The sequence below is a fragment of the Limnothrix sp. FACHB-406 genome, assembly GCF_014698235.1.
Taxonomy (GTDB): Bacteria; Cyanobacteriota; Cyanobacteriia; order CACIAM-69d; family CACIAM-69d; genus CACIAM-69d.
The window spans coordinates 64,821-88,762 of sequence record NZ_JACJSP010000004.1; the positions used below are offsets into that span (position 1 = coordinate 64,821).

Annotated in this window: 30 protein-coding genes; 26 read left to right on the plus strand and 4 right to left on the minus strand. The window is 55.1% G+C overall.

Annotated features, from left to right (window positions below; all coding sequences use genetic code 11):
• Positions 1-81 precede the first annotated feature (81 nt).
• Entirely contained in the window at positions 82-765 is a 684-nt protein-coding gene (locus H6G53_RS05430) for a restriction endonuclease subunit R (protein WP_190531370.1), read from the minus strand.
• 208 nt (positions 766-973) lie between these two features.
• Between H6G53_RS05430 and ahcY the strand changes: the two genes are divergently transcribed.
• From ahcY to H6G53_RS05450, 4 genes are all read left to right on the plus strand, one after another.
• Positions 974-2,263 (plus strand): adenosylhomocysteinase, encoded by a 1,290-nt coding sequence (gene ahcY, locus H6G53_RS05435; protein WP_190531372.1) that lies wholly within the window; start codon positions 974-976, stop codon positions 2,261-2,263.
• A 139-nt stretch (positions 2,264-2,402) separates the two neighbouring features.
• Positions 2,403-3,026 (plus strand): DedA family protein, encoded by a 624-nt coding sequence (locus tag H6G53_RS05440; RefSeq protein WP_190531374.1) that lies wholly within the window; start codon positions 2,403-2,405, stop codon positions 3,024-3,026.
• A 139-nt stretch (positions 3,027-3,165) separates the two neighbouring features.
• Complete coding sequence (ruvX, locus tag H6G53_RS05445) at positions 3,166-3,588, plus strand: Holliday junction resolvase RuvX (RefSeq protein ID WP_190531376.1); 423 nt, start codon at positions 3,166-3,168, stop codon at positions 3,586-3,588.
• Positions 3,589-3,656: 68 nt separating this feature from the next.
• Positions 3,657-4,253, plus strand: coding sequence for a Uma2 family endonuclease (locus H6G53_RS05450; protein WP_190531378.1), 597 nt, complete (start codon positions 3,657-3,659; stop codon positions 4,251-4,253).
• A 21-nt stretch (positions 4,254-4,274) separates the two neighbouring features.
• On the opposite strand, the gene H6G53_RS05455 is transcribed toward H6G53_RS05450, so the two are convergent.
• A complete protein-coding gene (locus H6G53_RS05455; protein WP_099534688.1) occupies positions 4,275-4,844 on the minus strand; it encodes a DUF4126 domain-containing protein in 570 nt (189 codons plus the stop codon).
• A gap of 261 nt (positions 4,845-5,105) precedes the next feature.
• Positions 5,106-7,724 carry an ATP-dependent chaperone ClpB gene (gene clpB, locus H6G53_RS05460; protein ID WP_099534689.1) on the minus strand — a complete coding sequence of 873 codons (2,619 nt, stop codon included), beginning with the start codon at positions 7,722-7,724 and terminating at the stop codon, positions 5,106-5,108.
• Positions 7,725-8,336: 612 nt separating this feature from the next.
• On the opposite strand from clpB, the gene H6G53_RS05465 reads away from it, so the two are divergent.
• From H6G53_RS05465 to H6G53_RS05475, 3 genes are all read left to right on the plus strand, one after another.
• Positions 8,337-9,107: a hypothetical protein gene (locus H6G53_RS05465; RefSeq protein WP_190531380.1), complete on the plus strand. Its 771-nt coding sequence runs from the start codon at positions 8,337-8,339 to the stop codon at positions 9,105-9,107.
• Between the two features lie 136 nt (positions 9,108-9,243).
• Positions 9,244-9,663 carry a hypothetical protein gene (locus H6G53_RS05470; RefSeq protein ID WP_099534691.1) on the plus strand — a complete coding sequence of 140 codons (420 nt, stop codon included), beginning with the start codon at positions 9,244-9,246 and terminating at the stop codon, positions 9,661-9,663.
• A 381-nt stretch (positions 9,664-10,044) separates the two neighbouring features.
• Positions 10,045-11,610, plus strand: coding sequence for an adenylate/guanylate cyclase domain-containing protein (locus H6G53_RS05475; protein WP_190531382.1), 1,566 nt, complete (start codon positions 10,045-10,047; stop codon positions 11,608-11,610).
• Here H6G53_RS05475 and H6G53_RS05480 read toward each other — a convergent pair.
• Positions 11,607-12,104 (minus strand): hypothetical protein, encoded by a 498-nt coding sequence (locus tag H6G53_RS05480; protein ID WP_099534693.1) that lies wholly within the window; start codon positions 12,102-12,104, stop codon positions 11,607-11,609. The genes H6G53_RS05475 and H6G53_RS05480 overlap by 4 nt on opposite strands.
• 127 nt (positions 12,105-12,231) lie before the next feature.
• On the opposite strand from H6G53_RS05480, the gene H6G53_RS05485 reads away from it, so the two are divergent.
• From H6G53_RS05485 to rpsE, 19 genes are all read left to right on the plus strand, one after another.
• The gene (locus tag H6G53_RS05485) at positions 12,232-12,900 is read left to right on the plus strand and encodes a hypothetical protein (protein WP_190531384.1); all 669 of its coding nucleotides are present in this window, start codon (positions 12,232-12,234) and stop codon (positions 12,898-12,900) included.
• Positions 12,901-13,098: 198 nt separating this feature from the next.
• On the plus strand, positions 13,099-15,255 hold the full coding sequence (gene glyS / locus H6G53_RS05490; protein ID WP_099534695.1) for a glycine--tRNA ligase subunit beta: 2,157 nt from the start codon (positions 13,099-13,101) through the stop codon (positions 15,253-15,255).
• Between the two features lie 487 nt (positions 15,256-15,742).
• Complete coding sequence (gene rplC / locus H6G53_RS05495; RefSeq protein WP_099534696.1) at positions 15,743-16,387, plus strand: 50S ribosomal protein L3; 645 nt, start codon at positions 15,743-15,745, stop codon at positions 16,385-16,387.
• Positions 16,388-16,427: 40 nt separating this feature from the next.
• A complete protein-coding gene (gene rplD / locus H6G53_RS05500; protein WP_190531386.1) occupies positions 16,428-17,063 on the plus strand; it encodes a 50S ribosomal protein L4 in 636 nt (211 codons plus the stop codon).
• On the plus strand, positions 17,056-17,382 hold the full coding sequence (locus H6G53_RS05505) for a 50S ribosomal protein L23 (RefSeq protein WP_190531388.1): 327 nt from the start codon (positions 17,056-17,058) through the stop codon (positions 17,380-17,382). Before rplD ends, H6G53_RS05505 begins: the two co-directional genes overlap by 8 nt.
• A gap of 21 nt (positions 17,383-17,403) precedes the next feature.
• Complete coding sequence (gene rplB / locus H6G53_RS05510; RefSeq protein WP_099534699.1) at positions 17,404-18,267, plus strand: 50S ribosomal protein L2; 864 nt, start codon at positions 17,404-17,406, stop codon at positions 18,265-18,267.
• Between the two features lie 98 nt (positions 18,268-18,365).
• Positions 18,366-18,644, plus strand: a complete 279-nt coding sequence (gene rpsS / locus H6G53_RS05515) for a 30S ribosomal protein S19 (protein ID WP_099534700.1) — start codon at positions 18,366-18,368, stop codon at positions 18,642-18,644.
• Between the two features lie 21 nt (positions 18,645-18,665).
• On the plus strand, positions 18,666-19,022 hold the full coding sequence (rplV, locus tag H6G53_RS05520; RefSeq protein ID WP_099534701.1) for a 50S ribosomal protein L22: 357 nt from the start codon (positions 18,666-18,668) through the stop codon (positions 19,020-19,022).
• A 21-nt stretch (positions 19,023-19,043) separates the two neighbouring features.
• The gene (rpsC, locus tag H6G53_RS05525; RefSeq protein WP_099534702.1) at positions 19,044-19,775 is read left to right on the plus strand and encodes a 30S ribosomal protein S3; all 732 of its coding nucleotides are present in this window, start codon (positions 19,044-19,046) and stop codon (positions 19,773-19,775) included.
• Between the two features lie 3 nt (positions 19,776-19,778).
• Positions 19,779-20,198 (plus strand): 50S ribosomal protein L16, encoded by a 420-nt coding sequence (gene rplP / locus H6G53_RS05530; protein ID WP_099534703.1) that lies wholly within the window; start codon positions 19,779-19,781, stop codon positions 20,196-20,198.
• Between the two features lie 6 nt (positions 20,199-20,204).
• A complete protein-coding gene (gene rpmC, locus H6G53_RS05535; RefSeq protein WP_099534704.1) occupies positions 20,205-20,432 on the plus strand; it encodes a 50S ribosomal protein L29 in 228 nt (75 codons plus the stop codon).
• An 18-nt stretch (positions 20,433-20,450) separates the two neighbouring features.
• A complete protein-coding gene (rpsQ, locus tag H6G53_RS05540) occupies positions 20,451-20,699 on the plus strand; it encodes a 30S ribosomal protein S17 (protein WP_099534705.1) in 249 nt (82 codons plus the stop codon).
• A 17-nt stretch (positions 20,700-20,716) separates the two neighbouring features.
• The gene (gene rplN / locus H6G53_RS05545; protein ID WP_099534706.1) at positions 20,717-21,085 is read left to right on the plus strand and encodes a 50S ribosomal protein L14; all 369 of its coding nucleotides are present in this window, start codon (positions 20,717-20,719) and stop codon (positions 21,083-21,085) included.
• Positions 21,085-21,453: a 50S ribosomal protein L24 gene (gene rplX / locus H6G53_RS05550; protein WP_099534707.1), complete on the plus strand. Its 369-nt coding sequence runs from the start codon at positions 21,085-21,087 to the stop codon at positions 21,451-21,453. Before rplN ends, rplX begins: the two co-directional genes overlap by 1 nt.
• 26 nt (positions 21,454-21,479) lie before the next feature.
• Entirely contained in the window at positions 21,480-22,025 is a 546-nt protein-coding gene (rplE, locus tag H6G53_RS05555; RefSeq protein ID WP_099534749.1) for a 50S ribosomal protein L5, read from the plus strand.
• A gap of 18 nt (positions 22,026-22,043) precedes the next feature.
• Positions 22,044-22,442 carry a 30S ribosomal protein S8 gene (gene rpsH / locus H6G53_RS05560; protein ID WP_099534708.1) on the plus strand — a complete coding sequence of 133 codons (399 nt, stop codon included), beginning with the start codon at positions 22,044-22,046 and terminating at the stop codon, positions 22,440-22,442.
• Between the two features lie 26 nt (positions 22,443-22,468).
• Complete coding sequence (gene rplF, locus H6G53_RS05565; protein WP_099534709.1) at positions 22,469-23,008, plus strand: 50S ribosomal protein L6; 540 nt, start codon at positions 22,469-22,471, stop codon at positions 23,006-23,008.
• Positions 23,008-23,370: a 50S ribosomal protein L18 gene (rplR, locus tag H6G53_RS05570; RefSeq protein WP_099534710.1), complete on the plus strand. Its 363-nt coding sequence runs from the start codon at positions 23,008-23,010 to the stop codon at positions 23,368-23,370. Before rplF ends, rplR begins: the two co-directional genes overlap by 1 nt.
• A 23-nt stretch (positions 23,371-23,393) precedes the next feature.
• Positions 23,394-23,918 carry a 30S ribosomal protein S5 gene (rpsE, locus tag H6G53_RS05575; protein WP_190356081.1) on the plus strand — a complete coding sequence of 175 codons (525 nt, stop codon included), beginning with the start codon at positions 23,394-23,396 and terminating at the stop codon, positions 23,916-23,918.
• Positions 23,919-23,942 lie beyond the last annotated feature (24 nt).

Here is a 23,942-nt window from a genome sequence, read left to right on the forward strand (position 1 = left end):
TAGTCCTCTTATTTCTACAATCTAAATCATGGCTTTTGAATAGAGATGGCAGTTGTTTATTGTCAGCGATCGCGTGTGAAATCAAACAGCTTGACTGACGATCACCCCAAGTTTTTTCATCACTTGCAAAACCGTTGCCAAATCATCCGCGCGATCGAGAATTAATTCTGGTGATTTGTCGTACTGCCAACTGTAGAGAGGCGTATCGGCATCATCAGGAAATGTCAGCACCTTGGCTAGTTTTAAGAATACAAAACTACTGCCATTGGTGACTAAGCCAAACCGCGCTTGCCGATCGGGAGCTGCTGCCAACATATAACCCAGCACCTGCGGAATCCCTACCTTGACCGAAAATTCAGCCCGCTTAGATTCGATCGCCAACACCCACAAACGACCCATCAACACCAAAATATCCACCCGGCCGCGCAGCTTTTCGCCCCCCATTGGGTTAGCCTCCACGGGGCGATCAACAACAATTTCTACTGAAGTTTCCGTATCCACATAGAACGGCGGCAAAAAGAAACCGGCAAGATCCAACAGCGGAGCCACCACCGCCAACTTGACCGTATTTTCGAGCACCGATCGCCGCTCCAAGTTGGCATAGCTGGCTTGAATGCGTTGCAGCCGATCGCGATCAATCGCCTCCAACTCCGGCAACGGATCGCGCCACTCCCGAAAGAAATCAGGATCATCACTGCGCTGGAGACCAAACCGCTGTTCGAGATCCTGGAGCGTCAGTTGTTCGATCGCCACCGTTGTTGCCATCTGTGCCTCAATCCTCAACCATTACCGCGCCTTGGCCCCGATCCTAATCGCTCCCCACGGGTCAGAGGGTTACGAAATTGATACACTGGTGCAGTTGCCCCGCAACAGGCTTGCGATCGCCCCTCAGCCGGATGCGATCCGGTCGATCGCCCTGGCCGCTTGCCCCTCAACCGCCCTTCAACGATTCAAGTAAGGAATTTCTAACCCAATGACCGTCGCGCCCGTAAGTTTGCCGCAACTGGTAAAACACGAAGTTAAAGACCTGTCCTTGGCCCCCATGGGTCGCCAGCGGATTGAATGGGCGGGCCGAGAAATGCCGGTGCTGCGTCAAATCCGCGATCGCTTCGCCACCGAAAAGCCCTTCGCCGGCTTGCGCCTGGTTGCTTGTTGCCACGTCACCACCGAAACCGCCCACTTGGCGATCGCTCTCAAGGCCGGTGGCGCGGATGCGGTGTTGATTGCCAGCAACCCCCTTTCGACCCAGGACGACGTGGCCGCCAGCCTCGTGGTCGATGAAGGCATCTCGGTTTTTGCCTACAAGGGCGAAGACACCGAAACCTACCTGCGCCACGTCAACATCGCCCTCGACCACAAACCGAACGTGATCATCGATGACGGTTCCGACGTGACCGCCACCTTGATCCAACAGCGCCAAGACCAAATCGCTGACCTGATTGGCACCACCGAAGAAACCACCACCGGCATCGTCCGCCTGCGGGCCATGCTGCGCGATGGCGTGTTGACCTTCCCGGCCATGAACGTCAACGACGCGCAAACCAAGCATTTCTTCGATAACCGCTACGGCACGGGCCAATCGACCCTCGACGGGATCATCCGCGCCACCAACGTCCTGTTGGCCGGCAAAACCGTGGTGGTGGCTGGCTATGGCTGGTGCGGTAAGGGCACGGCCATGCGGGCGCGCGGTTTGGGCGCAAACGTGATCGTCACCGAAGTGCTGCCTGTCCCGGCGATCGAAGCCGTGATGGATGGTTTCCGCGTGATGCCGATGGACGAAGCCGCCGCCCTGGGCGACCTGTTCATCACCGTCACCGGCAACAAGCACGTGATTCGCGGCGAGCATTTCGCCAAGATGAAGGATGGGGCGATCGTCTGCAACTCCGGTCACTTCGACCTGGAAATCGACCTGAAGGCCCTGAAGGCCCAATCGTCGGAAGTGAAGACCGTCCGCAACTTCACCGAAGAATATCGCCTGACCAGCGGCAAGTCCGTGGTGGTGTTGGGCGAAGGCCGGTTGGTGAACCTGGCGGCGGCGGAAGGCCACCCCAGCGCCGTGATGGACATGAGCTTTGCCAACCAAGCCCTGGCTTGCGAATATTTGGTGAAGAACAAGGGCCAACTGGAGCCGGGTCTCTACTCGATTCCCGATGAGGTGGATCAAGAGATCGCCCGTCTGAAGCTGGCGGCCATGGGCATCGCGATCGACTCCCTGACCGCTGAACAGATCGAGTACATGAACTCCTGGACTGAAGGCACATAATCGCCCCAGTCTGAACCCTCATTCCTAGTGCGGGGCAAGGGGCTTAAGCCCCTTGTCTTGCCCTCAAGGGCTTGATGTTTGATTGCGCGATCGCACACCCAACTCATCGATTTTGTTCACCGCGTTATTCTTGCTTTCTATGAAAGAGTGGATTGTTGAAATTATTGGTTCCCTGGGCTATTTCGGCATTGGGTTCCTGATGTTTTTGGAAAACCTATTTCCGCCGATTCCTTCCGAATTGATCATGCCCTTGGCGGGGTTTACGGCTTCGCAGCCCAATAACAACCTAGAACTGATTCCGGCGATCGCAGCGGGTGTAATCGGCACGGTTTTGGGAGCCTATCCCTGGTACTACATTGGCAAACTGGTCAATGAAGAGCGCCTAGAACGTTGGGCAGATAAATACTTCAAATGGATCGGGATTTCCGGCGAGGATGTGGGGAAATCCAAAACCTGGTTCCAAAAGCATGGCGCTAAAGCTGTGTTCTTGGGTCGGATGGTTCCGGGAATTCGGACACTGATTTCACTCCCGGCGGGCATTGAAGAAATGCCGCTCGTTCCCTTCACGATCTACACCACCCTTGGCACGATCATTTGGACAACGGCTCTCACCACCTTGGGCTACAAACTTGGCTCCAACTATGAGCTGGTTGATGAATATCTCAGCCCGGTTTCTAAGATCGTGTTGGGGATTTTGGTGTTGTGCTTTGCGGCTTGGTTGCTCAAGAAAAACCTGGATTTACGCAACAAGGGTAACGGTTAAAAAGTGGGTAACTGGTGGAGGGTGTAAGGCGTTACGCTCCTACGAAATGACTGCCAAAATAATAGTCACGTGAATCGGGGTGGGCTGGGCCTGCCCCGATTTGTTTGGGATGAATTGAGCTGGTTAGAGATCAACAACCATGACAGAAGTGGCGGCGATCGCCCTGGATATTGGGCGCAAACGAATTGGGGTGGCGGGGTGCGATCGCCTTGGGTTACTGGCCAGCCCGATCGCCACGATCGAGCGGCAATCTTTTGAGCAAGATGTGGCAGCGTTGCGGGCGATCGCCCAAGAACGCCAGGCTACATTGTTGGTGGCCGGGTTGCCCTTGACGATGGATGGGGAAGACAGCGCCCAAACCCGCCACGCCCGCAAGTGGGCCAAGCGCTACGCCACGGCGATCGGGCTGCCGTTTGTGTTGGTGGATGAGCGGCTGAGTTCGGTGGAAGCCGAGGAACTGTTGCGATCGCGCGGCCTCCAACCCTCGCGAGACAAGGGCAGCATCGATCGCTATGCGGCGGCGGCGATTTTGCAACGCTGGCTGGATGAGCAGCGGATTTGAATTTAGTCAGAACCAGTCGCTATCCTGGGAAGAGATAGCCCACTGCATTGGTTTTGGAGGATCGGTAAATGACCGCTAGCCTAAGCGCTCCGGTTGCTGCTGAGTCAGCCCCAGAGGCGATCGACCTAAACCAGTTTTTGGCCCTGCCCGATACCCAGCCGGCCAGTGAATTCATTAACGGCAAAATCATTCAAAAACCAATGCCGCAAATTGAGCATAGTGCACTGCAAATGGACTTGGGCGCGGCCATCAATGCGGCTTTGAAAACTCGTAAAGTTGCCCGTGCCTTTTCTGAGTTGCGATGTACCTTTGGCGATCGAGCGATTGTGCCAGACTTGGTGGTTTTGACTTGGGATCGAATCCCGCGTGACATTAATAATCGATTAGTCTCGCGCCCAATTACCGAAGCTCCAGACTGGGCGATCGAAATCTTATCGCCCAAGCAAGAAAGCCTGGGTATCATTGACAAGCTATTGCACTGTGCTCAGCATGGAACGCAAATGGGCTGGCTGATTGACCCCGATCAAAATGGTGTTTTAACAATTAATCATGATTGCCAAATTTCAGTTTTTCGGGATGCAAACGATCGCTTGCCTGTGCCTGAGTTCGCGGCTGAATTTCAACTCACGCTGGTTCAGCTCTTTGATTGGCTAGCAGTTGATTAATCGCTTTAATCATTTTGATCATTAGGTTCTGGGTGATGATGAGTTCGGTTGTCCTTGGTAATGGAAATACCAGGCCTTGGAACTGCGAATCGCCAACCACAAAAGCATCAGGGCGATCGTGCCCCCTTGGGTGGGCGCATCAAAGGCAAATAGCACCAGAAAAATGCAGAGGGCATCTTGGGTGAAAATTGCCCAAAGGGGCAGCCCTCCTAATCGAAAAAACCAGCCCACCTGCACCAGTTGCAAAACCAGGGCCAACAGGCCTCCCACAATTCCCAACAGCACGGTGATTTGATCCGTCCGATCGGCTGCTTGGGCGATCGCCATTCCCATCACGGCCCCAGCCAAGGGACTAAATACCAATTGCACCAACTGCAAAATTCTTTGCCCCAGCAGTTTTTTGGAAGCAAACAGCTCAAACAGAGACCAACTGACCAGCACCCCAAGCACCCATTGCGGCGACAGTTGCGACAGCAGCGGCACTCGTGACCAGAGACGATCGCCCTGCAAGAGGCCAATCAACAACAGCGGCAGGGCAATGCGCATCCCTCCCGCCGCCGAAGCTGCCAGCACCGCTAGGAGTTCAACCATGACAATGGGCGCATCCCATAGAAACCTGAACTCGTCTGTAATTGCACCATCGATGCCCCTTTTTGAGTCAATGCCCCTTGTTGAACTGTTTCTTCCAGGATCGGTTGTTGAGATCCGCAAAGGATGGGGGTCGATCGCTCCAATCACAAACTCGGGACGATCGACCCATGCGACTCGGAAATTTCCCAGTGGCCTTGAACTTTAGGCGATTTTGGTTCACTCAGCACGATCGAGAGCCATGGGCGATCGCCGTTGCCTAACCTAGAGTGCCACCAAGTCCGCCGTCAGCCGCTTAAAAGCCAGTCGCTCGTTTTCAATATCAACCCAAATCGTGTCACCCTCGGTAAACTCACCCCGCAAAATGCACTTAGCAATTTGGGTTTCCAATTCCCGTTGCACGGCGCGTTTTAAGGGGCGCGCGCCGTAGGTGGGATCGTAGCCAACCTCTGCCAAGAAGTCGATCGCCGCTTCTGACAGTTTCAGGGCCATTTTCTTCTCCGCTAAACGGGCTTCCAACCGCTGGGCTTGAATTTGGATAATTTGGCGCAATTCCGATTTTTCGAGACCGTGGAAAATGATGATGTCATCAATTCGGTTCAAGAATTCTGGGCGGAATTGCTCGCGCATGGCCGCCATCACCCGCGTTCGCATTTCTTCGTAGCGACTGTTATCGGCCGCCAATTCCAAAATGTATTGGGAGCCAATGTTACTGGTCAAAATGATGATGCTGTTTTTGAAATCAACGGTGCGCCCTTGGGAATCGGTCACTCGACCATCATCCAAAATTTGCAGCATGATGTTGAACACATCCGGGTGCGCTTTTTCAATTTCATCAAACAGAATCACGGAATAAGGACGACGACGAATGGCTTCTGTGAGTTGTCCGCCTTCTTCATAGCCCACATAACCGGGGGGCGCGCCGACCAAGCGCGAAACCGCATGTTTCTCCATGTATTCCGACATATCAATTCGCACCATTGCTTCTTCGGTGTCGAATAGATAAGCCGCCAAAGATTTAGCGAGTTCAGTTTTGCCCACACCCGTGGGGCCCAGGAAGATAAAGCTGGCGATCGGGCGGTTAGGGTCGGCCAGCCCCGCCCGCGATCGCTGAATAGCATCGGCCACCGCCGTGACGGCCTCATCTTGGCCAATCACTCGTTGGTGTAGCTCGTCTTCCAAATGCAGCAGTTTTTCCATTTCGGAAGCAATCAGTTTGCTGACCGGAATGCCAGTCCACTTGGCAATAATTTCAGCAATATCAGATTCACTGACTTCTTCTCGCAGCAGAATTTGACCGCTCGATTGCTGAGTCGAAATGGTCTGTTCGATGGTCTGCAATTGTTGATGCAGTTCATTCAGGGTTCCAAACTTTAATTCAGCGGCCCGGTTGAGATCATAGTCTCGCTCCGCTTGCTGAATTTCTAGTTCCACCCGATCGATCTGTTCCTTGAGGGCTTTTCGTTGCTCCAACAGATCTTTTTCCTGTTGCCATTGGGCGTTCAGATGGCTTTGGGTTTCCTTCAGGTCTGCCAGTTCCCGATCGAGTCGTTCCAGTCGCTCCTTGGACGCTGAATCACTCTCTTTTTGCAAGGATAAGCGCTCCATTTCCAGTTGCAAAATCTTGCGATCAATTTCATCTAGTTCCTCTGGCTTAGAGGTAACTTCCATTTTCAACTTGGCTGCGGCTTCATCCACCAGATCGATCGCCTTGTCCGGCAAAAATCGATCGCTAATGTAGCGATTAGAAAGGGTTGCCGCCGCCACCAAAGCACTATCGGAAATCTTGACGTTGTGGTGAGTTTCATAGCGGTCTTTCAATCCTCGCAGAATTGAAATCGTATCCACCACCGAAGGCTGATCAATATAAACCTGTTGGAATCGCCGTTCCAATGCCGCGTCTTTTTCAATATATTTGCGGTACTCATCAAGGGTGGTGGCTCCAATACAGCGCAATTCACCTCGAGCCAACATCGGTTTTAGGAGGTTACCGGCATCCATGGCCCCCTGCGTTGCCCCTGCGCCCACAACGGTGTGAATTTCATCGATGAAGAGAATGATATTCCCTTCAGAATCCGTCACTTCCTTGAGCACTGCTTTCAGACGTTCTTCAAATTCCCCGCGATATTTGGCCCCAGCAATCAGTGCGCCCATGTCAAGGGCAATCAGGGTGCGATTTTGCAAGGATTCTGGCACATCTCCTTTAACAATTCGCTGAGCCAATCCTTCAGCGATCGCGGTTTTGCCCACCCCTGGCTCGCCAATTAAAACAGGATTATTTTTGGTGCGACGCGACAAGATTTGGATGGTGCGGCGAATTTCATCATCCCGGCCAATGACTGGATCGAGCTTCCCTTGGCGGGCATATTGGGTGAGGTCTCGGCCATATTTTTCAAGAGCTTCGTATTTCCCTTCTGGATCACGATCGGTCACGGTTTGATTGCCTCTCACTTGTTTAATTGCTTCCCGCAGTTTGGCCTCATTTAGCCCAACTTCATCAAAAATCTTGCGACCACAACGATCGTCCTTGGCAAACCCCAACACGAGGTGTTCGATCGAAAGATATTCATCACCAAATTCCTTGCGAAAAGCCTCGGCCCGATCGAGCAACTTATCCAGGCTTTGTCCCAAATAAACGGAGCCAATATCACCGGAAATTTTGGGCTGTTTCTGCAAAAATTGATCCGCTAATTCTTGTAAGCGACTGGGCTGGGCTCCGGCCTTGCTAAAAATACTGGTGGCTAATCCCTCTTGTTCTAATAATGATTTGAGTAAATGTTCTGACTCTAGCTGTTGTTGGCGATTTTGCTTGGCAACTTCTGGCATTTGGGCAATCACTTCCCAAGCCTTGGTGGTGAACTTATTGGGATCAGTGGGTTGCATGGGGTGTTTGGGGTGTGCAGGAATTACTCCGGTAGGGATCAGCCTCCGCTGCACAACCGTAGCGTTATTGTAGGCAGGGAGGGCGATCGAGCGCGATCGGCTTTTACGACCCAAGGGGTGGGGGTTTGCCGTCTGGGGCAACCCTGGCAGGAACGCGATCGCGCCGAGCTGAGCCACTCCCGATCGGGTCATCGTTCAGGCTCGCCCTTTGTCCCCGGTGCTGCTGTTATCCGTTTCCGGCAACCTTGTCGCGATTTTGCCGTGATTTTGTCGTGATTTTGCTGCGGTGCAGGGGGATTCAGATGACTGGGGCGCGGCGCGATCGCCTCCTTTTCAGCCAAGACCAACTGAGTCAGGTCTAGCCGTTCCGGGGTCAGTTGCATGGGTCAGTTGCATGGGTCAGTTGCATCGGTTCGATGGTCAGCCCTTTGAGTCGAATCAGTGGACGCTGTGGGTTGCGGTCAGACCGGGCGATCGAAAAGCGGGGAGCTGCTTAGGATAGAAAACAAATCGCAACCCATCAGGAACGGTTGACCGAATCTGCCGCTCGTTAAATCGGGTAAAGCTCAGGCGAAACTGACCATTAAAGGAAACTGAATATGAGTGAAAAATATGACTGAAAAAACAAGCGATTGGCAAACTTTGCTCCTGTCGCCTACGGACTTTCAAACCCTAACTGGCGTTCCTTTCAAAGATGCTCAAGATCTGTCTAAAGCCTTGTATCAAAATCGCAAATTGTCTAAATGGCAAGCAATCGGTAAGCGTTGCTTGAAATATGCTTGGAATGGATTTTGGTTTTCGATTATTTGGGCAATCTTGCTCGGAATTTTTGTGATTCCAATTGCCATTGGTGGTTTTTACTTAGTTCGCCTGTTGGGCTTGTTTGCCGGAATCAGTGTCATTAACATTGTGCGCTGGTCTGCCGGTGTTTGTTTGCTGACAGGGATTCCCATGTCCATTTGGTTTTCTTGGGATGAAGAGAAAAAACAAGATACCTTGCGATCGCTCCTGCCCTTGACCCAAGAGGTCGAAAAATTTAATCGACTGGTACGCGCAACGGATGTGAAGGCTCAACTGGCCCAAGCCTCTGGAAAGGTAATTAGCCCTGAGGAACAAGCCCAAACAATTGCCACCCTGAGCCAACTGCGATCGGAGCTGGAAAATGCCTTGAAAGTGGAACGGGTGTTACGTGAAAACCAAGATGTGGTGATGGCGCAAGTGGATGCCTTTGAAGGGGCTACCCTGGGTCAGCATATGCAACTGGTGACGGATCAAGCCCTTGAATATGGTCAGGTACTTGATGACGCATTAAAACTGGGCGATCGGGTTCGGAACGAGCTAAAAACGTTGCATAATCGACAAGATCAATGGAATTCTGACTAATTTCGCAGGAATGACTCAGAAATTATTCAGCATTCTCTCAACAATTTTCGCCATCCCCTAGCAGGGACTGAACAATCGCGCGTACACTGGACGCAATCTTTTTCTCAATTGCAACCTCACGCAGAGAGCCTGAGTTATGAATTTCAAGCGGTGGAGCAGCCAACTGATTGCCATGGGTCTGATCGGGGTTACAGTCCTCGGCACAGCGATCGAAGGAGCCTTCGCCCAATGGGACAATACCCGACCGGAAAACCGCATTGCGCGGATTCGGTTTCGCAACAATAATCCTCGTAGTTTATACGCCCTCTATATTGCACCTCGCTATTCAGGGGATTGGCAGGAACTCTTAGGCGATCGCATTTTAAAATCCGGTGAAGCGATCGACTTGGAATTTAATTACGACAACCTTTATCAATCTGGGTGTAACTACAAAATCAAAGCCATTTATTCTGATGGTTCCCAGACGGTCTTGGAAGAACAGCCCTATGATCTCTGTGGATTGCGCCAAGTACAATTTGGCCCCTATCCCTCGATCGATCCCTACCGTCCCAATTAATTGCTGTTCAGGACATTTTCTCAATGTCAATTGATGCCTGTTGATGGCGACTGATCATACGACCCTTACCTAAAACGATTAGCACGCCATATTGCAGATGCCATATGGTAGATGCCATGACGTAATGATTCGGTGAGCATTGCTCACCCTACGGGCTATTGTTGATGGCGACTGACCATAACTTCAACTGATCGCTAGCCATTTTCAAACTAATTTAGGCAAATTTGCCTACTGCAATCCGTCAGATCTGATCAGTTGAAGTTTCTGGGGGAATGATCCCAAATTCTGATAACTGAATCTGCCTAATTTCGTCGCTCAATTCCGTTAAAATTCCAATAAAATTCCAAGACTCTCCGATCTCTCCCTGCTCTTGCTCTTGCTGTGCCCTTGACCCCTTGGCGACGGATTTGGCGCAATCGCCCTAGAGGTATCCCATCCTTTCGTAGTCTGTTGCGCGCTGGCTTAACCCGTTGCATCAACCTTCTCTTGGGAGATGGGCGACATCTCAATGAAGCGGAATTTGATAGTTATGTTGCCTGGCGATCGGCACTGATTCATCAGCGCTTGATGCTGGGATTTCGCCTAGGAGTCATTTATTTCAGCACATTCTCAATTCTGATTGCCTTTGAAGAATCCAGTAAAGGCGACCTGTTCAGCGTGCGTTTAATTCGCCATTTGATGGCAATTGTTTTAATTTTTGCTGGCAGCCGTGAAACCCAGTCTTTAACTGAACGATATTTGGTTCCGGCATCGATTGCGGAGGGCTATTCTGCTGTTTCTCGTCAAACAACTCCTAACCCAACTCCTAACCCAACTCCTAACCCAACTCCTAACCCAACTCCTAAGAATATTGTCCCAAAGCCCTTAAGCCAGGGTGGAAAATTGCCACCTCTGATTCAGCCGAAGCGGCCTGAGCGCTTGAGCTTGGATCCGGTGATTTTTTCATCCCAATTTGGTCTATTTTTACTGCTTTCAACCACGATTTCGGTGGTGACTAATTTACCCAGCCATTGGGGAACACCCGTCATGCCCGATTTGAAGGGCTGGACATTAGGTTTTTTTAGTATTGCGGCTGTGCTACCGTTTCGCTGGCATTGGCATCTCATTTCCCACCTCATTGCCTATGTGAATTATGTTTTGACCAATGGCTTGATGGGTCAGGCAATTTTTCCAGAGCCTTTGGATCCTGGACAAGTTTTGTTTGATATGGTGTGGATTTCTTTGATGTCAACTTTGGTGGTTGGCCTCTATGAACGCCTATCTCGCACTGAATTTGAAGTTCGCAAACAACTGCGCCAAGAGCAGCGACGTTCGGATCAATTGCTCACCAATATTTTGCCGCGCAGTGTTGCCGATCGACTCTTGACGGATTCGTCCCAAATTGCAGATTTATTCCCAGAAGTAACGGTTTTATTTGCGGATTTAGTGGGGTTCACGCCCCTGGCTTCGCAACTGCAACCGGGCGAAACAATTGAATTACTCAATCGCATGTTTTCGCTATTTGACCAGTTGGCGGAGTTCCATGGCCTTGAAAAAATCAAGACCATTGGCGATGCCTACATGGCGGCGGCAGGTTTGCCGAATCCCAACCCTAACCATGCGGCGGCGGCGGCGGATATGGCTTTGGCGATGCAGCGGGCGATCGAGCAATTGAATCAAACGTCCCGCTATCCCCTCTCCATTCGGGTGGGACTCCATTCGGGGCCCGTGGTGGCGGGTGTGATTGGGCTGCGAAAGTTTGCCTACGATTTGTGGGGGGACACGGTGAATGTGGCCAGCCGCATGGAGTCTCAAGGATCGCCAGGCAAAATTCAAGTGACTCAAGCGGTGTTCGATCGCCTGGGGGGAGAAGCGAGCCTTTATCGATTAACCCAGCGGGGGGTAATTGCTGTGAAAGGCCGAGGCGACATGTTGGTTTATTGGCTAGAGGAAGCCCCTAAGAACTAACGGCAAGCATCCACGGAAACGACATACACTTTCCCGATCGATCCTGTGTTGCCTACCTTCACATTTACCTGAAACGGTTGAATGTTTTGGCCGGGCCGACGACGTGGATAGGCAGGCACTTGCACCAGTTGATTCGCTTCAGCATTCACCCGTTCGTCATAGAACTGATCGTTGCTGCTGTCCCCATATTTGAGGAACATTTCAGACTTGTAGCTGCCGGAGTCTTTAAAAAATAAACTGACTCGAAAACTGGTAAAGCTTTGATTGCTAGGAACAACAAAATCGGTGTTCCAATTGTTGCGCGTAAACAGCAGGCTAGGGGCCGAAACCCGCTTCACTACTTCGGGGTCGTTGCCACCAACGGGCATCAGGGGCACGGGGCGGCGACATTCCACCACGGGGGCGCTGCGGTCTTGGGCTTGGGCGTTGATGTGCAGTCCTGCCAAACCAAGGCCAAGGCTGGTGAGGGCGGCGATCGCGAGCGGCCGTTTCATAGCGCGCGGTGGTGTTTCTCAAAAAATGCCCTTTAAGATTAACCCAAGGTCTTGCCGCTGCGTAAAGAGTTATGGAGCACGGGGTTAAACTAAAGGCTCTGAACCGAGAGGAATTTGAGGCGATCGCGTGGCGGCAGAGCAAGATCAACCAGATCAAGAAGCAGTCTTTCACTCGCTGAATTCATCGCTAGACCCTGCATCGGGGGCGAGTGCTGTGGAAACCGGTACGGAGCCAGAGACGGCCGATCCAAAGCCGGTAACGGATTTTGAGGCCATGACCCTAGATCGGGCCCAAACGCTTTATGACCAGGGGCGGAGGCTGTTTGAGGCAGGGCGCTATCGCGAATCGATCGAGTCCTTAGAAACGGGGGCGGCGCTGTTGCCGGCCAATGGGCGCTTGGGGGGTGAAATGCAGGTGTGGTTGGTGACGGCCTACGAGGCTGCGGGCCTGCGGGACGCGGGGTTGCAACTGTGTCGGCAACTGACGAAGCATCCCCACCTGGAAACCCGATCGCAAGCTCGCCGGTTGTTGGCGATTTTGGAAGCGCCCGTGTTGAGCAAGCGCCCAGAATGGCTGACGGAAATTCCTGACTTGTCGAGCTTGGAGGCGGCGGATGGTGCGGGGTTCAAGGCGGCCACCGGTCAGGCCCCGAGCCGATCGCCCCGATCGCGTCCCATGCCGGAGCCAAAGCCGATCGATCCGGATCTGATTGTCCATGAGAATCGCTTTTTGGGCTTTGGGTTGTTGCTGGTGCTGCTGGTGATTGCAGGAATTCTGTGGCTGGGGCGTGCCTAGGGGGCTGATGGCTGCTGTGACTGAGGCGATTGGCCAGTCTTCTTGCTGGGCGCGTTAACGACGGCCAGGCAATGAAGACCAGTTAACAAAGGCAACGCAACGCAACGAAACAATCGCCCTCAGTCGGATGGTTTCGGATCGTTTATGCTGGCGATCTGCTAGGTTTTTCAAGTCTGTTCATCGAGTTCCAGCGCTCCCATGCCTGCTTTTTTGTTTGAGGTCGGCACTGAAGAATTACCCGCAAGTTTTGTGGCCAGTGCGGTGCGTCAGTGGCGCGATCGCGTGCCCCAGAGCTTGGCGGAAGCCAACCTAAGCGCCACATCGGTGCAGGTGTTTGCCACACCGCGCCGCTTGGCCCTGGTGATTGAAGGGTTGCCCGATCGCCAGCCCGATCGCCGGGAGGCGGTGAAAGGGCCGCCGGCCAGTGCTGCCTTCAAGGATGGGCAACCCACCAAGGCCGCCGAAGGATTTGCGCGCAAAAACGGTGTGGCTCTGAGCGATTTGGAGTTGCGAGCCACGGACAAGGGTGAATTTGTTTTTGCGGAAGTGTTCACGGCGGGGCGATCGACCCCCGATCTCTTGCAGGAATTGGCTCCCCAATGGGTGCTGGCCCTTGAAGGGAAGCGGTTTATGCGCTGGGGAGATGGAGAATTCCGATTCCCCCGGCCCATTCGCAGCCTGATTGCCCTTTGGGATGATCAAGTGTTGCCGGTGTCTTTGACCGTGCGAGCGGCCACCGAAACGCGCCCGGCGGAAGTGCTGACGGCCGATCGAGTCACGACCGGCCACCGGGTGTTGCATCCTGCATCGGTTTCGATCGCCCAGGCCACGGACTATGTGGCTACCTTGGCCGCGGCTTCCGTGCTGGTGAATCCCGAGCAACGGCAGGCGCTGATCATTCAGCAAACCCAGGCCGCAGCGGCCCAACTGGGTGGAGAAGCGGAAATTGACCCCGATTTGCTGGAAGAAGTGCGGGACTTGGTGGAATTTCCCACGGCGGTAATTGGTGGTTTTGATCAGGAATTTTTGGAGTTGCCGTCGGAGGTGACCAAAACCGTCATGGTCACCCATCAGCGCTATTTCCCCGTCCATCAACCGGGCCAGCCCGATCGACTGTTACCCAACTTCATCACCATCAGTAACGGGGATCCGACCAAGGCCGCCATCATCGCTGAGGGCAATGGACGAGTGGTGCGGGCCCGCCTCAGCGATGGCCAGTATTTCTACAAGGCCGACATTGCCAAGCCGTTGGAAAGCTACTTGGCCAAGCTGGAAACGGTCACCTTCCAAGACCAATTGGGCAGTATGCGGGCCAAGGTCGATCGAATCGTGTCCATGGCCGATCGACTCTGCCACCAACTGCAACTGTCGGCGGACGATCGGGACTTGGTGAACTGGGCCGCCCTGCTCTGTAAAGCAGACTTGGTGACCAGCATGGTCTTCGAGTTCCCAGAACTGCAAGGCATCATGGGCGAGAAGTATGCCCGGGCCAGCGGGGAACCGGAAGCGGTGGCGGTGGCGATCGGGGAACATTACCTACCCAAGGGCGCGGGCGATGCTTTGCCCACCAGCCAAACCGGGCGCATTGTGGCCCTGGCCGATCGCCTCGATACCCTGTGCAGTCTGTTCCGAATTGGCCTGTTGCCGAGCGGGTCCTCCGATCCCTTTGCCCTGCGCCGGGCCGCCAATGCCGTGGTGAACATCATTTGGGATGCCGGTTGGTCTCTGAATTTGGAATCGCTGATTGAGCCGGAATCGGTCGATCGTTGGGCAGATTCTGGCATGGGCACGCAACTGGCGGAATTCTTTGTGCAACGGTTCCGCAGCCTGCTCGAAGATGAACAGGGCATTGATTACGACCTGGCCTTGGCAGTGGTCGGAGAACCGGGCGATCGAGATGCGGCCCTACGCGCTCTCTACGACCCCGCCGACGTGCTGCAACGGGCACAGTTCTTGCAATCCCTGCGGCGATCGGGGCAATTGGCCAACCTCTATGCCACCATCAACCGCGCCTCCAAACTGGCCGCCAAGGGCGATCTCAACTTCAGCGATTTGGATCCCGCTGCTTCCGTGAAATCTGCCTTGTTTGAGCAACCCTCAGAACAGGCGTTTTATGATGCCCTGGTTGCCCTGTTGCCCATCACCCAAGCCACGCGCCAAACCCGTAACTACCAGCCCCTGGCCGATCAACTGGCTCAGGCGGCGGCCGTGGTGGCGAACTTCTTTGATGGTTCCGAAAGTGTGATGGTGATGGTGGATGATGAAGCGGTGCGGCGTAACCGGCTGAACCTGCTGGGCCTGTTGCGGAACCATGCCAGGGTGCTCGGAGATTTCGGGGCGATCGTGAAGGGGTAAAGCATTCATCCCCATTTCCGGCCTAAGGGCCAAGGGGTGTGCTGCCAGTTTTGTAGCAAAATCATCAATTGCTAGACAAAAGACTGCCACACCCCTATAATATTGAACCGTTGCCAAAACTGTGGTTCCCTGCGCTACGCAACCTTAAAACCACAACATTTGCCGATCTGGCAAATTTTCCAGGCAACTTTTGCTGAACCGGATACTGAGCAGGTCGCTGCTTAAGTCCTAGCAAGCAAACGCGCTGCAACGATGCAAACCGCTCCAGCGCAAAATCTTCCCTCGGTTGACTGACATCCGAGCCTTGAGATTCTCAATGATTTCTCAGTGCAGATAAGCGGTCAGTCTACGTCAATCAGAGTGCCCAAAACTCAAAGTCCGTCGGGAAAGTGCTTCTAGCCCTTACGCGCTAGAGGCGCTCTTGTTACGGCTGGTTGACGCTAGGGGGAAGGACTCTCCTAACCATCCCTAGTCTAAGGAGAACGCCATGTCTCTTGGCATTCTAGGTACTAAGTTGGGCATGACCCAAGTCTTTGATGAAACGGGCCGGGCCATCCCGGTAACGGTCATCCAAGCTGGCCCCTGTACCGTTACGCAAATCAAAACCAAAGAGACTGATGGCTACACGGCCGTTCAGTTGGGTTTTCAAGAAGTCAAAGAAAAGGCCCTCAGCAAGCCGGAAATCGGACACCTGAGCAAGGCCAACGCGAAGCCCCTGCGCCACCTGCGGGAATACCGTTTGGTGGATGTGGCTGGCTTTACCCTTGGTGAAGAAATCCGCGCCGATCGCTGCATCGAAGTCGGTCAAATCGTTGACGTGACGGGTAACAGCATTGGTCGTGGTTTCGCGGGTTACCAAAAGCGCCACAACTTTGGTCGCGGGCCGATGTCTCACGGTTCCAAAAACCACCGTCTGCCCGGTTCGACGGGTGCGGGTACGACCCCCGGTCGTGTCTATCCCGGTAAGCGCATGGCTGGCCGGATGGGCAATGAGCGTGTGACGGTCAAGAAGCTGACGGTTGTGCGGATCGACCCCGATCGCAACATCGTGTTGATCAAGGGTGCGGTTCCGGGCAAGCCGGGGACGCTGGTCAGCATTGCACCGTCCAACCTGGTGGGTCGTCAAAAGTAAGCGCGATCGCCCGTAAGTCCGTCGAACGTGGAGCACAGCAATGGTCAACTGCATTGTGAAAAATTGGGACGGTAAGGAAGCCGGTAATACCGAGCTAGACTTGCGCGTCGCCCGTGAAGAAAACGCTCAGCACATTGTGCACCGGGCTTTGGTGCGTCAATTGGCGAACGCTCGTCAAGGCACCGTCAGCACCAAGACCCGTTCGGAAGTGCGCGGTGGTGGTCGCAAGCCCTGGCGGCAAAAGGGAACCGGTCGCGCCCGTGCTGGCTCGAACCGCTCTCCCCTGTGGCGTGGTGGTGGTGTGATCTTTGGCCCCAAGCCCCGCGACTACTCGCAAAAGATGAACCGGAAGGAACGTCGCCTGGCTCTGCGCACGGCGTTCCAAGGTCGCTTGGATGACTTGGTGGTGGTGGAAAACTTTGCCAGCCAACTCAGCCAGCCCAAAACCAAAGACCTGTTGGCGGCTCTGGCCCGTTGGGGTGTAGACGCTGGTCAAAAGGTGCTGTTGATCGTGGCTGACCAAGACGAAAACGTTTGGCTGTCGGCCCGGAACGTCCAAAGCCTGCGGTTGATTTTGGCAACGAACCTGAATGTGTTCGACCTGCTGAACGCCGACAAGGTGGTGGTGACGGCGGACGCGCTGGAGAAGATCAAGGAGGTTTACGGCGATGATTAAGCGCACTCCTAAGTACAAGACGCGCTTGGACGATCGCACGTTGGCGGATGTGATTCGCCGGCCGATCATCACCGAAAAGGCCACGATTCTGCTGGAAAACAACCAGTACGTGTTTGATGTGGATCCCCGCGCCAACAAGCTGGACATCAAGGCAGCGATCGAAGGTCTGTTTGAGGTGAAAGTCCAGAGGGTCAACACCTACAACCCGCCGCGCAAGACCCGGAAACTGGGTCGGCTGTCGGGTTACCGTCCTCAGGTGAAGCGGGCGATCGTCACGCTGGCCGAAGGCAGTTCGATTCAACTGTTCCCCGAAGTCTAGCGCTGAAGGAGTTTTAAGACGATGCCAATTCGTACCTTCCGTCCTTATACCCCCGGGGTTCGTCAAGCCAGCGTGGCTGACTTTGCGGAAATCACCCGCAGCGAACCCGAAAAGTCTCTGACTTCCTACAAGCACCGCCGCAAGGGTCGTAACAACCTGGGTCGGATCACCTGTCGTCACCGGGGTGGTGGCCACAAGCGTCTGTACCGGAAGATCGACTTCAAGCGCGACAAGCTGGGCATGACCGCTGAAGTGCTGTCGATCGAGTATGACCCCAACCGGAATGCGCGCATTTCGTTGGTGCAGTACGAAGATGGCGAAAAGCGCTACATCATCACCCCCGTTGGTCTGAAAGTAGGCCAAACGATCGTGGCGGGTCCCGATTCCCCGATCGAAGTGGGTAATGCCCTGCCCTTGGCCAACATGCCTTTGGGTACGACCGTCCACAACATTGAGTTGGTGGCGGGTCGCGGTGCGCAAATGGCCCGTTCCGCTGGCTCCGGTGCTGAAGTGGTCGCTAAAGAAGGCAACTACGTCACCCTGAAGCTGCCTTCCACGGAAGTGCGCAAGGTTCGTAAAGAGTGCATGGCTACCATCGGCAGCGTCGGCAACTCCGAACACCGCAACCTGAGCCTGGGTAAAGCCGGCCGCAAGCGTTGGTTGGGTCGCCGTCCGGAAGTGCGCGGTAGCGTCATGAACCCGGTGGATCACCCCCACGGTGGTGGTGAAGGGCGCGCGCCCATTGGGCGTTCTGGCCCGGTCACCCCTTGGGGTAAACCCGCTTTGGGTCGCAAAACCCGCGACAAGCGGAAAGCCAGCACCAAACTCATTGTGCGTCGTCGTCGTAAGTCGTCCAAGCGCGGTCGCGGCGGTCGCAACGCATAGGTTTTTTCAGTGTGGCGATCGCCCGCCCGTTGGTCTAACCCTCCAGCCCTGGGCGATCGCCGCTTGAGATCGCGAATCCCTAAGAGTTCCTAAAGCGTATGTCTCGTTCTCTGAAAAAAGGTCCCTTCGTTGCTGACAAGCTGCTCAAAAAAGTAGAAGCGCTGAACGTCAAGGGCGAAAAGCAAGTGATCAAAACCTGGTCACGAGCCTCAACGATCCTGCCGCAAATGGTGGGTCACACGATCGCCGTCCACAACGGCCGGCAACACGTCCCCGTGTACGTCAACGAGCAAATGGTGGGCCACAAGCTGGGGGAATTTGCTCCCACGCGCACCTTCAAAGGCCACACCAAGGGCGACAAGAAAGGACGCAAGTAACCCCCGGAGAATCGCTCAGATATGGCACTTAGTCCCAACGAAGTCAAAGCAAGCGTGCGCTTCGTGCGGATGTCCCCCCGCAAAGTTCGCCGCGTCCTCGACCAAATCCGTGGTCGGAGCTACGCCGAAGCGCTGATTATTCTGCAGTTCATGCCCTATCGCGCCTGCGAAATCGTTCGCAAGTTGCTGCGATCGGCTGCGGCCAACGCAGAAAACAACAACGGTTTCGATGCCACCTCCTTGGTGGTGAGCACGGCCTTCGCTGACCAGGGCCCCACCCTGAAGCGATTCCGCCCTCGCGCCCAAGGTCGCGCCTACCAAATCCGCAAGCCCACCTGCCACATCACCGTGGCGGTTGCTCCGGCGGCAGAAGCCTAAGCATAAGGAGACGAGGAAACCATGGGACAGAAAATTCACCCCGTCGGCCTGCGACTCGGCATTACCCAAGAGCACCGCTCGCGCTGGTTTGCAGATCCGTCGCGTTATTCCAGCCTGTTGCAGGAAGACCACAAAATCCGGCAATACGTTGAGAAGAACCTGAACAATGCCGGCATTGCCAAGGTGCGGATTGAGCGCAAGGCTGACCAAATCGACCTAGAAGTTCACACCGCCCGTCCGGGTGTGGTGGTGGGCCGGGGCGGCAGTGGGATTGAAACCCTGCGGGTCGGTCTGCAAAACCTGCTCGGTAGCCGCGATCGCCAGATCCGAATCAACGTGATCGAAGTGGCCCGCGTCGATGCCGATGCCACCTTGATTGCCGAGTACATCGCTCAGCAACTGGAGCGCCGGGTGTCGTTCCGTCGGGTTGTCCGCCAGGCGATCCAACGGGCCCAACGCGCTGGGATCGAAGGGATCAAAATCCAAGTCGGCGGTCGTTTGAACGGTGCAGAAATTGCCCGATCGGAATGGACGCGGGAAGGTCGCGTGCCCCTGCATACCCTGCGGGCGGACATCGACTACAGCTACCGCACCGCCAGCACCATCTATGGGGTGTTGGGGATCAAAGTGTGGGTGTTCAAGGGCGAGATCATTCCTGGACAAGAGGAAGTGGCTCCGGCGAATCAGCCTGCGCCGCGTCGTCGCCAACCCCGTCGTCGTCAGCAGTTTGAAGACCGCTCGAACGAGGAATAATCCATGCTCAGTCCAAGAAGAACAAAATTCCGCAAGCAACAACGCGGCCGGATGCGGGGCCTCGCCACTCGGGGCAGTTCGCTGAATTTTGGGGATTTTGCCCTGCAATCGCTGGAATGCGGCTGGATTACGGCTCGCCAAATCGAAGCCGGTCGTCGGGCCATGACCCGCTACATCCGCCGGGGTGGCAAAATCTGGATCCGCGTCTTCCCTGACAAGCCTGTGACCATGCGCCCCGCAGAAACCCGGATGGGTTCCGGTAAAGGGGCACCGGAGTTCTGGGTGGCCGTGATCAAACCCGGTCGGATCCTGTACGAAATCAAGGGTGTTGCTGAAGAGACGGCTCGCGAAGCAATGCGCCTGGCCGCGTTCAAGATGCCCGTGAAGACCAAGTTTATTGTTCGCGAAGACATCCAGTCGTAATGCCCTATGGCTCTCCCGAAGATTGCTGACGCGCGCGCCCTTAGTGACACCGAACTGGGCGATCGCATTTTGGAACTCAAGCGCCAACTGTTCCAATTCCGGATGAAGAAGGCGATTCGCCAAGAGGTGAAGTCGCACGAAATCAAACATGCAAAGCATGAGTTGGCGCAACTGCTCACGGTGGAGCATGAGCGTAAGCTCGCGGCTGCATCTGAAGCAGCAACCCAAGCGTAGTTCTGGAGTTAACCCCCTATGGCTGCCAAAGAACGTGTTGGCGTTGTTGTGAGCGACAAGATGCAGAAAACGGTGGTGGTGTCGGTGGAAAACCGCTCGGCCCACTCCAAGTACGGCAAGATTGTGGTTCGCACGCGCCGCTTTAAGGCCCACGATGAAGACAACCAGTGCAAGGAAGGCGATCGGGTTCGCATCCGCGAAACTCGCCCCCTGAGCAAAACCAAGCGCTGGACGGTCGTTGAAGTTCTCGAAAGCGCGACCCGGTAAGGGAGGCTCGATCGCCCATGATTCAACAGCAAACCTATCTGAACGTAGCGGACAACAGCGGCGCGAAGAAGCTGATGTGTATTCGCGTCCTGGGCGGTGGCAACCGTCGCTACGGCCATGTCGGTGATGAAATCATCGCCGTCGTCAAAGATGCCATTCCGAATATGGCAGTGAAAAAGTCCGACGTGGTGCGAGCCGTGATCGTTCGCACTCGGAAAACCATCCGACGCGATAGCGGCATGTGCATTCGCTTCGACGACAACGCCGCCGTGATCGTCAACAAGGATGGCAACCCCCGTGGGACGCGCGTTTTTGGCCCCGTAGCTCGTGAGCTGCGTGACAAGAACTACCTGAAGATCGTTTCGCTGGCTCCGGAGGTGCTGTAATGGCCAAGCCCGGCAAGATTCAAGTGAATGCAAACGGCAAAGCCGTGCGCTTCAAAATGCATGTCAAAGCGGGTGACACCGTTCAGGTGATCTCCGGTCGTGACAAGGGAAAAGTTGGCAAGATTGTGCGCGTCTTCCCCAAAACGAGCCAAGTGATCGTGGAAGGGGTGAACCAAAAGACCAAGCACACCAAGCCAACCCAGGAAGGCGAATCGGGCAAAGTCGAGGTGCGCGAGTTCCCGATCCACAGCTCGAACGTCCTGCACTATTCCGAAAAAGAAAAGGTCGCCAGCCGCGTTTGCTACACCTTCACCGACCAAGGCAAGAAGGTGCGCAAGCTGATTAAAACTGGCGAAATCATCGACTAATGTTGCGCCCGATCGCTGAAACAGCCATGCCAGCACGACTGAAAACCATTTACAAGGAAACAATCGTGCCGAAACTGATGGAACAGTTCCGGTACGAGAACATTCACCAGGTGCCCAAAGTGGTGAAGATCACGGTGAACCGTGGTTTGGGCGAAGCGTCGCAGAATGCCAAGGCCCTGGAGTCTTCTCTAGTGGAATTGGCCACCATCACCGGTCAGCGCCCCGTCGTGACCCGCGCCAAAAAGGCGATCGCCGGCTTTAAGCTGCGCCAAGGGATGCCCGTGGGCATGATGGTGACCCTGCGCTCCGACAAGATGTATGACTTCCTCGATCGCCTTGTGCGATTGTCCCTACCCCGAATCCGGGACTTTCGTGGTGTCAGCCCTAACAGCTTCGATGGTCGTGGCAACTACTCCCTAGGTCTGCGTGAGCAGCTGATCTTCCCTGAAATCAGCTACGACAGCATCGACCAAATCCGCGGGATGGACATTTGCATCACGACCACCGCCACCACCGACGAAGAAGGCCGCGCGCTGCTCAAGGAAATGGGCATGCCGTTCCGGGACAAGTAGCGTTGCAAGGAGCGAACTATGGTTAACGATCCCATCGCAGATATGCTGACGCGCATTCGCAACGCCTGCCTGGCGCGTCACCAAAAAACGGAAGTTCCGGCCACCAAGATGACCCGCAGCATCGCCGAGGTGCTCAAGTCTGAAGGCTTCGTCGCCGAAGTGGAAGAAACCGGGGAAGGTGTGAAGAAGACGCTTGTGATCTCTTTGAAATACAAGGGCAAGCAGCGCCGTCCGATCATCTCGAACCTGAAGCGCGTGAGCAAGCCGGGCCTCCGCGTCTATTCCAATCGCCGCGATTTGCCCCGCGTTCTAGGCGGTATTGGCATCGCGATCGTCTCGACCTCTCGAGGCATCATGACCGATCGCGACGCGCGTCAGCAGGGCATCGGTGGCGAAGTCCTCTGCTACGTCTGGTAATCCCTACGACGAAGGAGTTCTCAATCGTGTCCCGCATTGGCAAGCGTCCCATTCCCATTCCCAAAGGGGTGACGGTGACGATCGACGGCCAAACCGTCTCGGTCAAAGGCTCCAAAGGCGAGCTGACCCGCACCTTCCCCCCTGAAATTCTCTTCTCCCAAGAAGCAGATCAATTGCTCGTGACGCGCCGGGATGAATCACGTCCCGCCCGTCAGCGCCATGGTCTCTGCCGCACCCTACTGGCCAACATGGTCGAAGGGGTGTCCCAAGGCTTCCAGCGTCGTCTGGAAATCCAAGGGGTCGGTTATCGGGCCGCTGTTCAAGGCACCACGCTCAACCTGAGCATGGGCTACAGCCACCCGGTGAATATCCCCGCCCCCGACGGGATTCAGTTTGCGGTAGAAAACAACACCAACGTGATTGTCAGCGGCATTGACAAGGAATTGGTGGGTAACACCGCCGCCCGTGTCCGTGCTGTGCGCAAACCGGAACCCTACAAGGGCAAAGGGATTCGCTACCAAGGTGAAGTCGTTCGCCGCAAGGCAGGTAAGACAGGTAAGAAATAATGAAAGCCACTCGCAAGGATATGGTGCGCCGTCGCCACGGGCGGGTGCGCCGCAAAGTTTCGGGAACGCCCGATCGGCCTCGCCTGTGCGTGTTCCGCTCGCACCAACACATTTACGCCCAGGTGATCGACGACACCCAACATCACACGTTGGTAGCCGCTTCGACCCTGGAACCCGATGTCAAATCGCAGCTTGAAAGCAGCCGCGATTGTGATGCAGCCGCAGCGGTGGGTAAGCTGCTGGCTGAGCGCGCCCAAGCCAAGGGCGTTACCCAAGTTGTGTTCGATCGCGGCGGTAATCTTTACCACGGTCGTGTCAAGGCTTTGGCCGACGCGGCGCGCGAAGCCGGACTGAACTTCTAGGCGAGAACTCAGGAGTATTCACTATGGCAACTCGTCGTAAAGGCAATCGCACCCGCGAGAAAGAGTCCGAATGGCAAGAGCGCGTCGTCCAAATCCGCCGCGTCACCAAGGTGGTCAAGGGCGGTAAAAAGCTCAGCTTCCGCGCCGTGGTTGTGATCGGTAACGAACGCGGTCAAGTGGGCGTTGGGGTTGGCAAAGCCGCTGATGTGATCGGAGCCGTCAAAAAAGGCGTAGCCGATGGCAAAAAGCACCTAGTTGACGTGCCCCTGATCAAGGGCGACACGATTCCCCACCCCACCAACGGTGTCGGTGGTGGTAGCTCCAAAGTGATGATGCGCCCCGCCGCTCCCGGTACTGGGGTAATCGCCGGGGGTGCTGTCCGTACCGTGTTGGAATTGGCTGGGGTGAAAAACATCCTTGCCAAGCAACTGGGTTCCGACAACCCCTTGAACAACGCCCGTGCTGCTTTGGATGCCCTGTCTTCCCTGCGGACTTTCGCAGAAGTGGCCGAAGACCGGGGTGTGACCCTCGAGCACCTGTACAAATAGTTCCGGTCATCGACGGAGACCAAA

Coding starts and splice junctions, on each gene's coding strand:
- H6G53_RS05430 (WP_190531370.1), bottom strand. CDS start 765: ATGGCAACAACGGTGGCGATCGAACAACTGACGCTCCAGGATCTCGAA.
- ahcY (WP_190531372.1), top strand. CDS start 974: ATGACCGTCGCGCCCGTAAGTTTGCCGCAACTGGTAAAACACGAAGTT.
- H6G53_RS05440 (WP_190531374.1), top strand. CDS start 2,403: ATGAAAGAGTGGATTGTTGAAATTATTGGTTCCCTGGGCTATTTCGGC.
- ruvX (WP_190531376.1), top strand. CDS start 3,166: ATGACAGAAGTGGCGGCGATCGCCCTGGATATTGGGCGCAAACGAATT.
- H6G53_RS05450 (WP_190531378.1), top strand. CDS start 3,657: ATGACCGCTAGCCTAAGCGCTCCGGTTGCTGCTGAGTCAGCCCCAGAG.
- H6G53_RS05455 (WP_099534688.1), bottom strand. CDS start 4,844: ATGGTTGAACTCCTAGCGGTGCTGGCAGCTTCGGCGGCGGGAGGGATG.
- clpB (WP_099534689.1), bottom strand. CDS start 7,724: ATGCAACCCACTGATCCCAATAAGTTCACCACCAAGGCTTGGGAAGTG.
- H6G53_RS05465 (WP_190531380.1), top strand. CDS start 8,337: ATGACTGAAAAAACAAGCGATTGGCAAACTTTGCTCCTGTCGCCTACG.
- H6G53_RS05470 (WP_099534691.1), top strand. CDS start 9,244: ATGAATTTCAAGCGGTGGAGCAGCCAACTGATTGCCATGGGTCTGATC.
- H6G53_RS05480 (WP_099534693.1), bottom strand. CDS start 12,104: ATGAAACGGCCGCTCGCGATCGCCGCCCTCACCAGCCTTGGCCTTGGT.
- glyS (WP_099534695.1), top strand. CDS start 13,099: ATGCCTGCTTTTTTGTTTGAGGTCGGCACTGAAGAATTACCCGCAAGT.
- rplC (WP_099534696.1), top strand. CDS start 15,743: ATGTCTCTTGGCATTCTAGGTACTAAGTTGGGCATGACCCAAGTCTTT.
- rplD (WP_190531386.1), top strand. CDS start 16,428: ATGGTCAACTGCATTGTGAAAAATTGGGACGGTAAGGAAGCCGGTAAT.
- H6G53_RS05505 (WP_190531388.1), top strand. CDS start 17,056: ATGATTAAGCGCACTCCTAAGTACAAGACGCGCTTGGACGATCGCACG.
- rplB (WP_099534699.1), top strand. CDS start 17,404: ATGCCAATTCGTACCTTCCGTCCTTATACCCCCGGGGTTCGTCAAGCC.
- rpsS (WP_099534700.1), top strand. CDS start 18,366: ATGTCTCGTTCTCTGAAAAAAGGTCCCTTCGTTGCTGACAAGCTGCTC.
- rplV (WP_099534701.1), top strand. CDS start 18,666: ATGGCACTTAGTCCCAACGAAGTCAAAGCAAGCGTGCGCTTCGTGCGG.
- rpsC (WP_099534702.1), top strand. CDS start 19,044: ATGGGACAGAAAATTCACCCCGTCGGCCTGCGACTCGGCATTACCCAA.
- rplP (WP_099534703.1), top strand. CDS start 19,779: ATGCTCAGTCCAAGAAGAACAAAATTCCGCAAGCAACAACGCGGCCGG.
- rpmC (WP_099534704.1), top strand. CDS start 20,205: ATGGCTCTCCCGAAGATTGCTGACGCGCGCGCCCTTAGTGACACCGAA.
- rpsQ (WP_099534705.1), top strand. CDS start 20,451: ATGGCTGCCAAAGAACGTGTTGGCGTTGTTGTGAGCGACAAGATGCAG.
- rplN (WP_099534706.1), top strand. CDS start 20,717: ATGATTCAACAGCAAACCTATCTGAACGTAGCGGACAACAGCGGCGCG.
- rplX (WP_099534707.1), top strand. CDS start 21,085: ATGGCCAAGCCCGGCAAGATTCAAGTGAATGCAAACGGCAAAGCCGTG.
- rplE (WP_099534749.1), top strand. CDS start 21,480: ATGCCAGCACGACTGAAAACCATTTACAAGGAAACAATCGTGCCGAAA.
- rpsH (WP_099534708.1), top strand. CDS start 22,044: ATGGTTAACGATCCCATCGCAGATATGCTGACGCGCATTCGCAACGCC.
- rplR (WP_099534710.1), top strand. CDS start 23,008: ATGAAAGCCACTCGCAAGGATATGGTGCGCCGTCGCCACGGGCGGGTG.
- rpsE (WP_190356081.1), top strand. CDS start 23,394: ATGGCAACTCGTCGTAAAGGCAATCGCACCCGCGAGAAAGAGTCCGAA.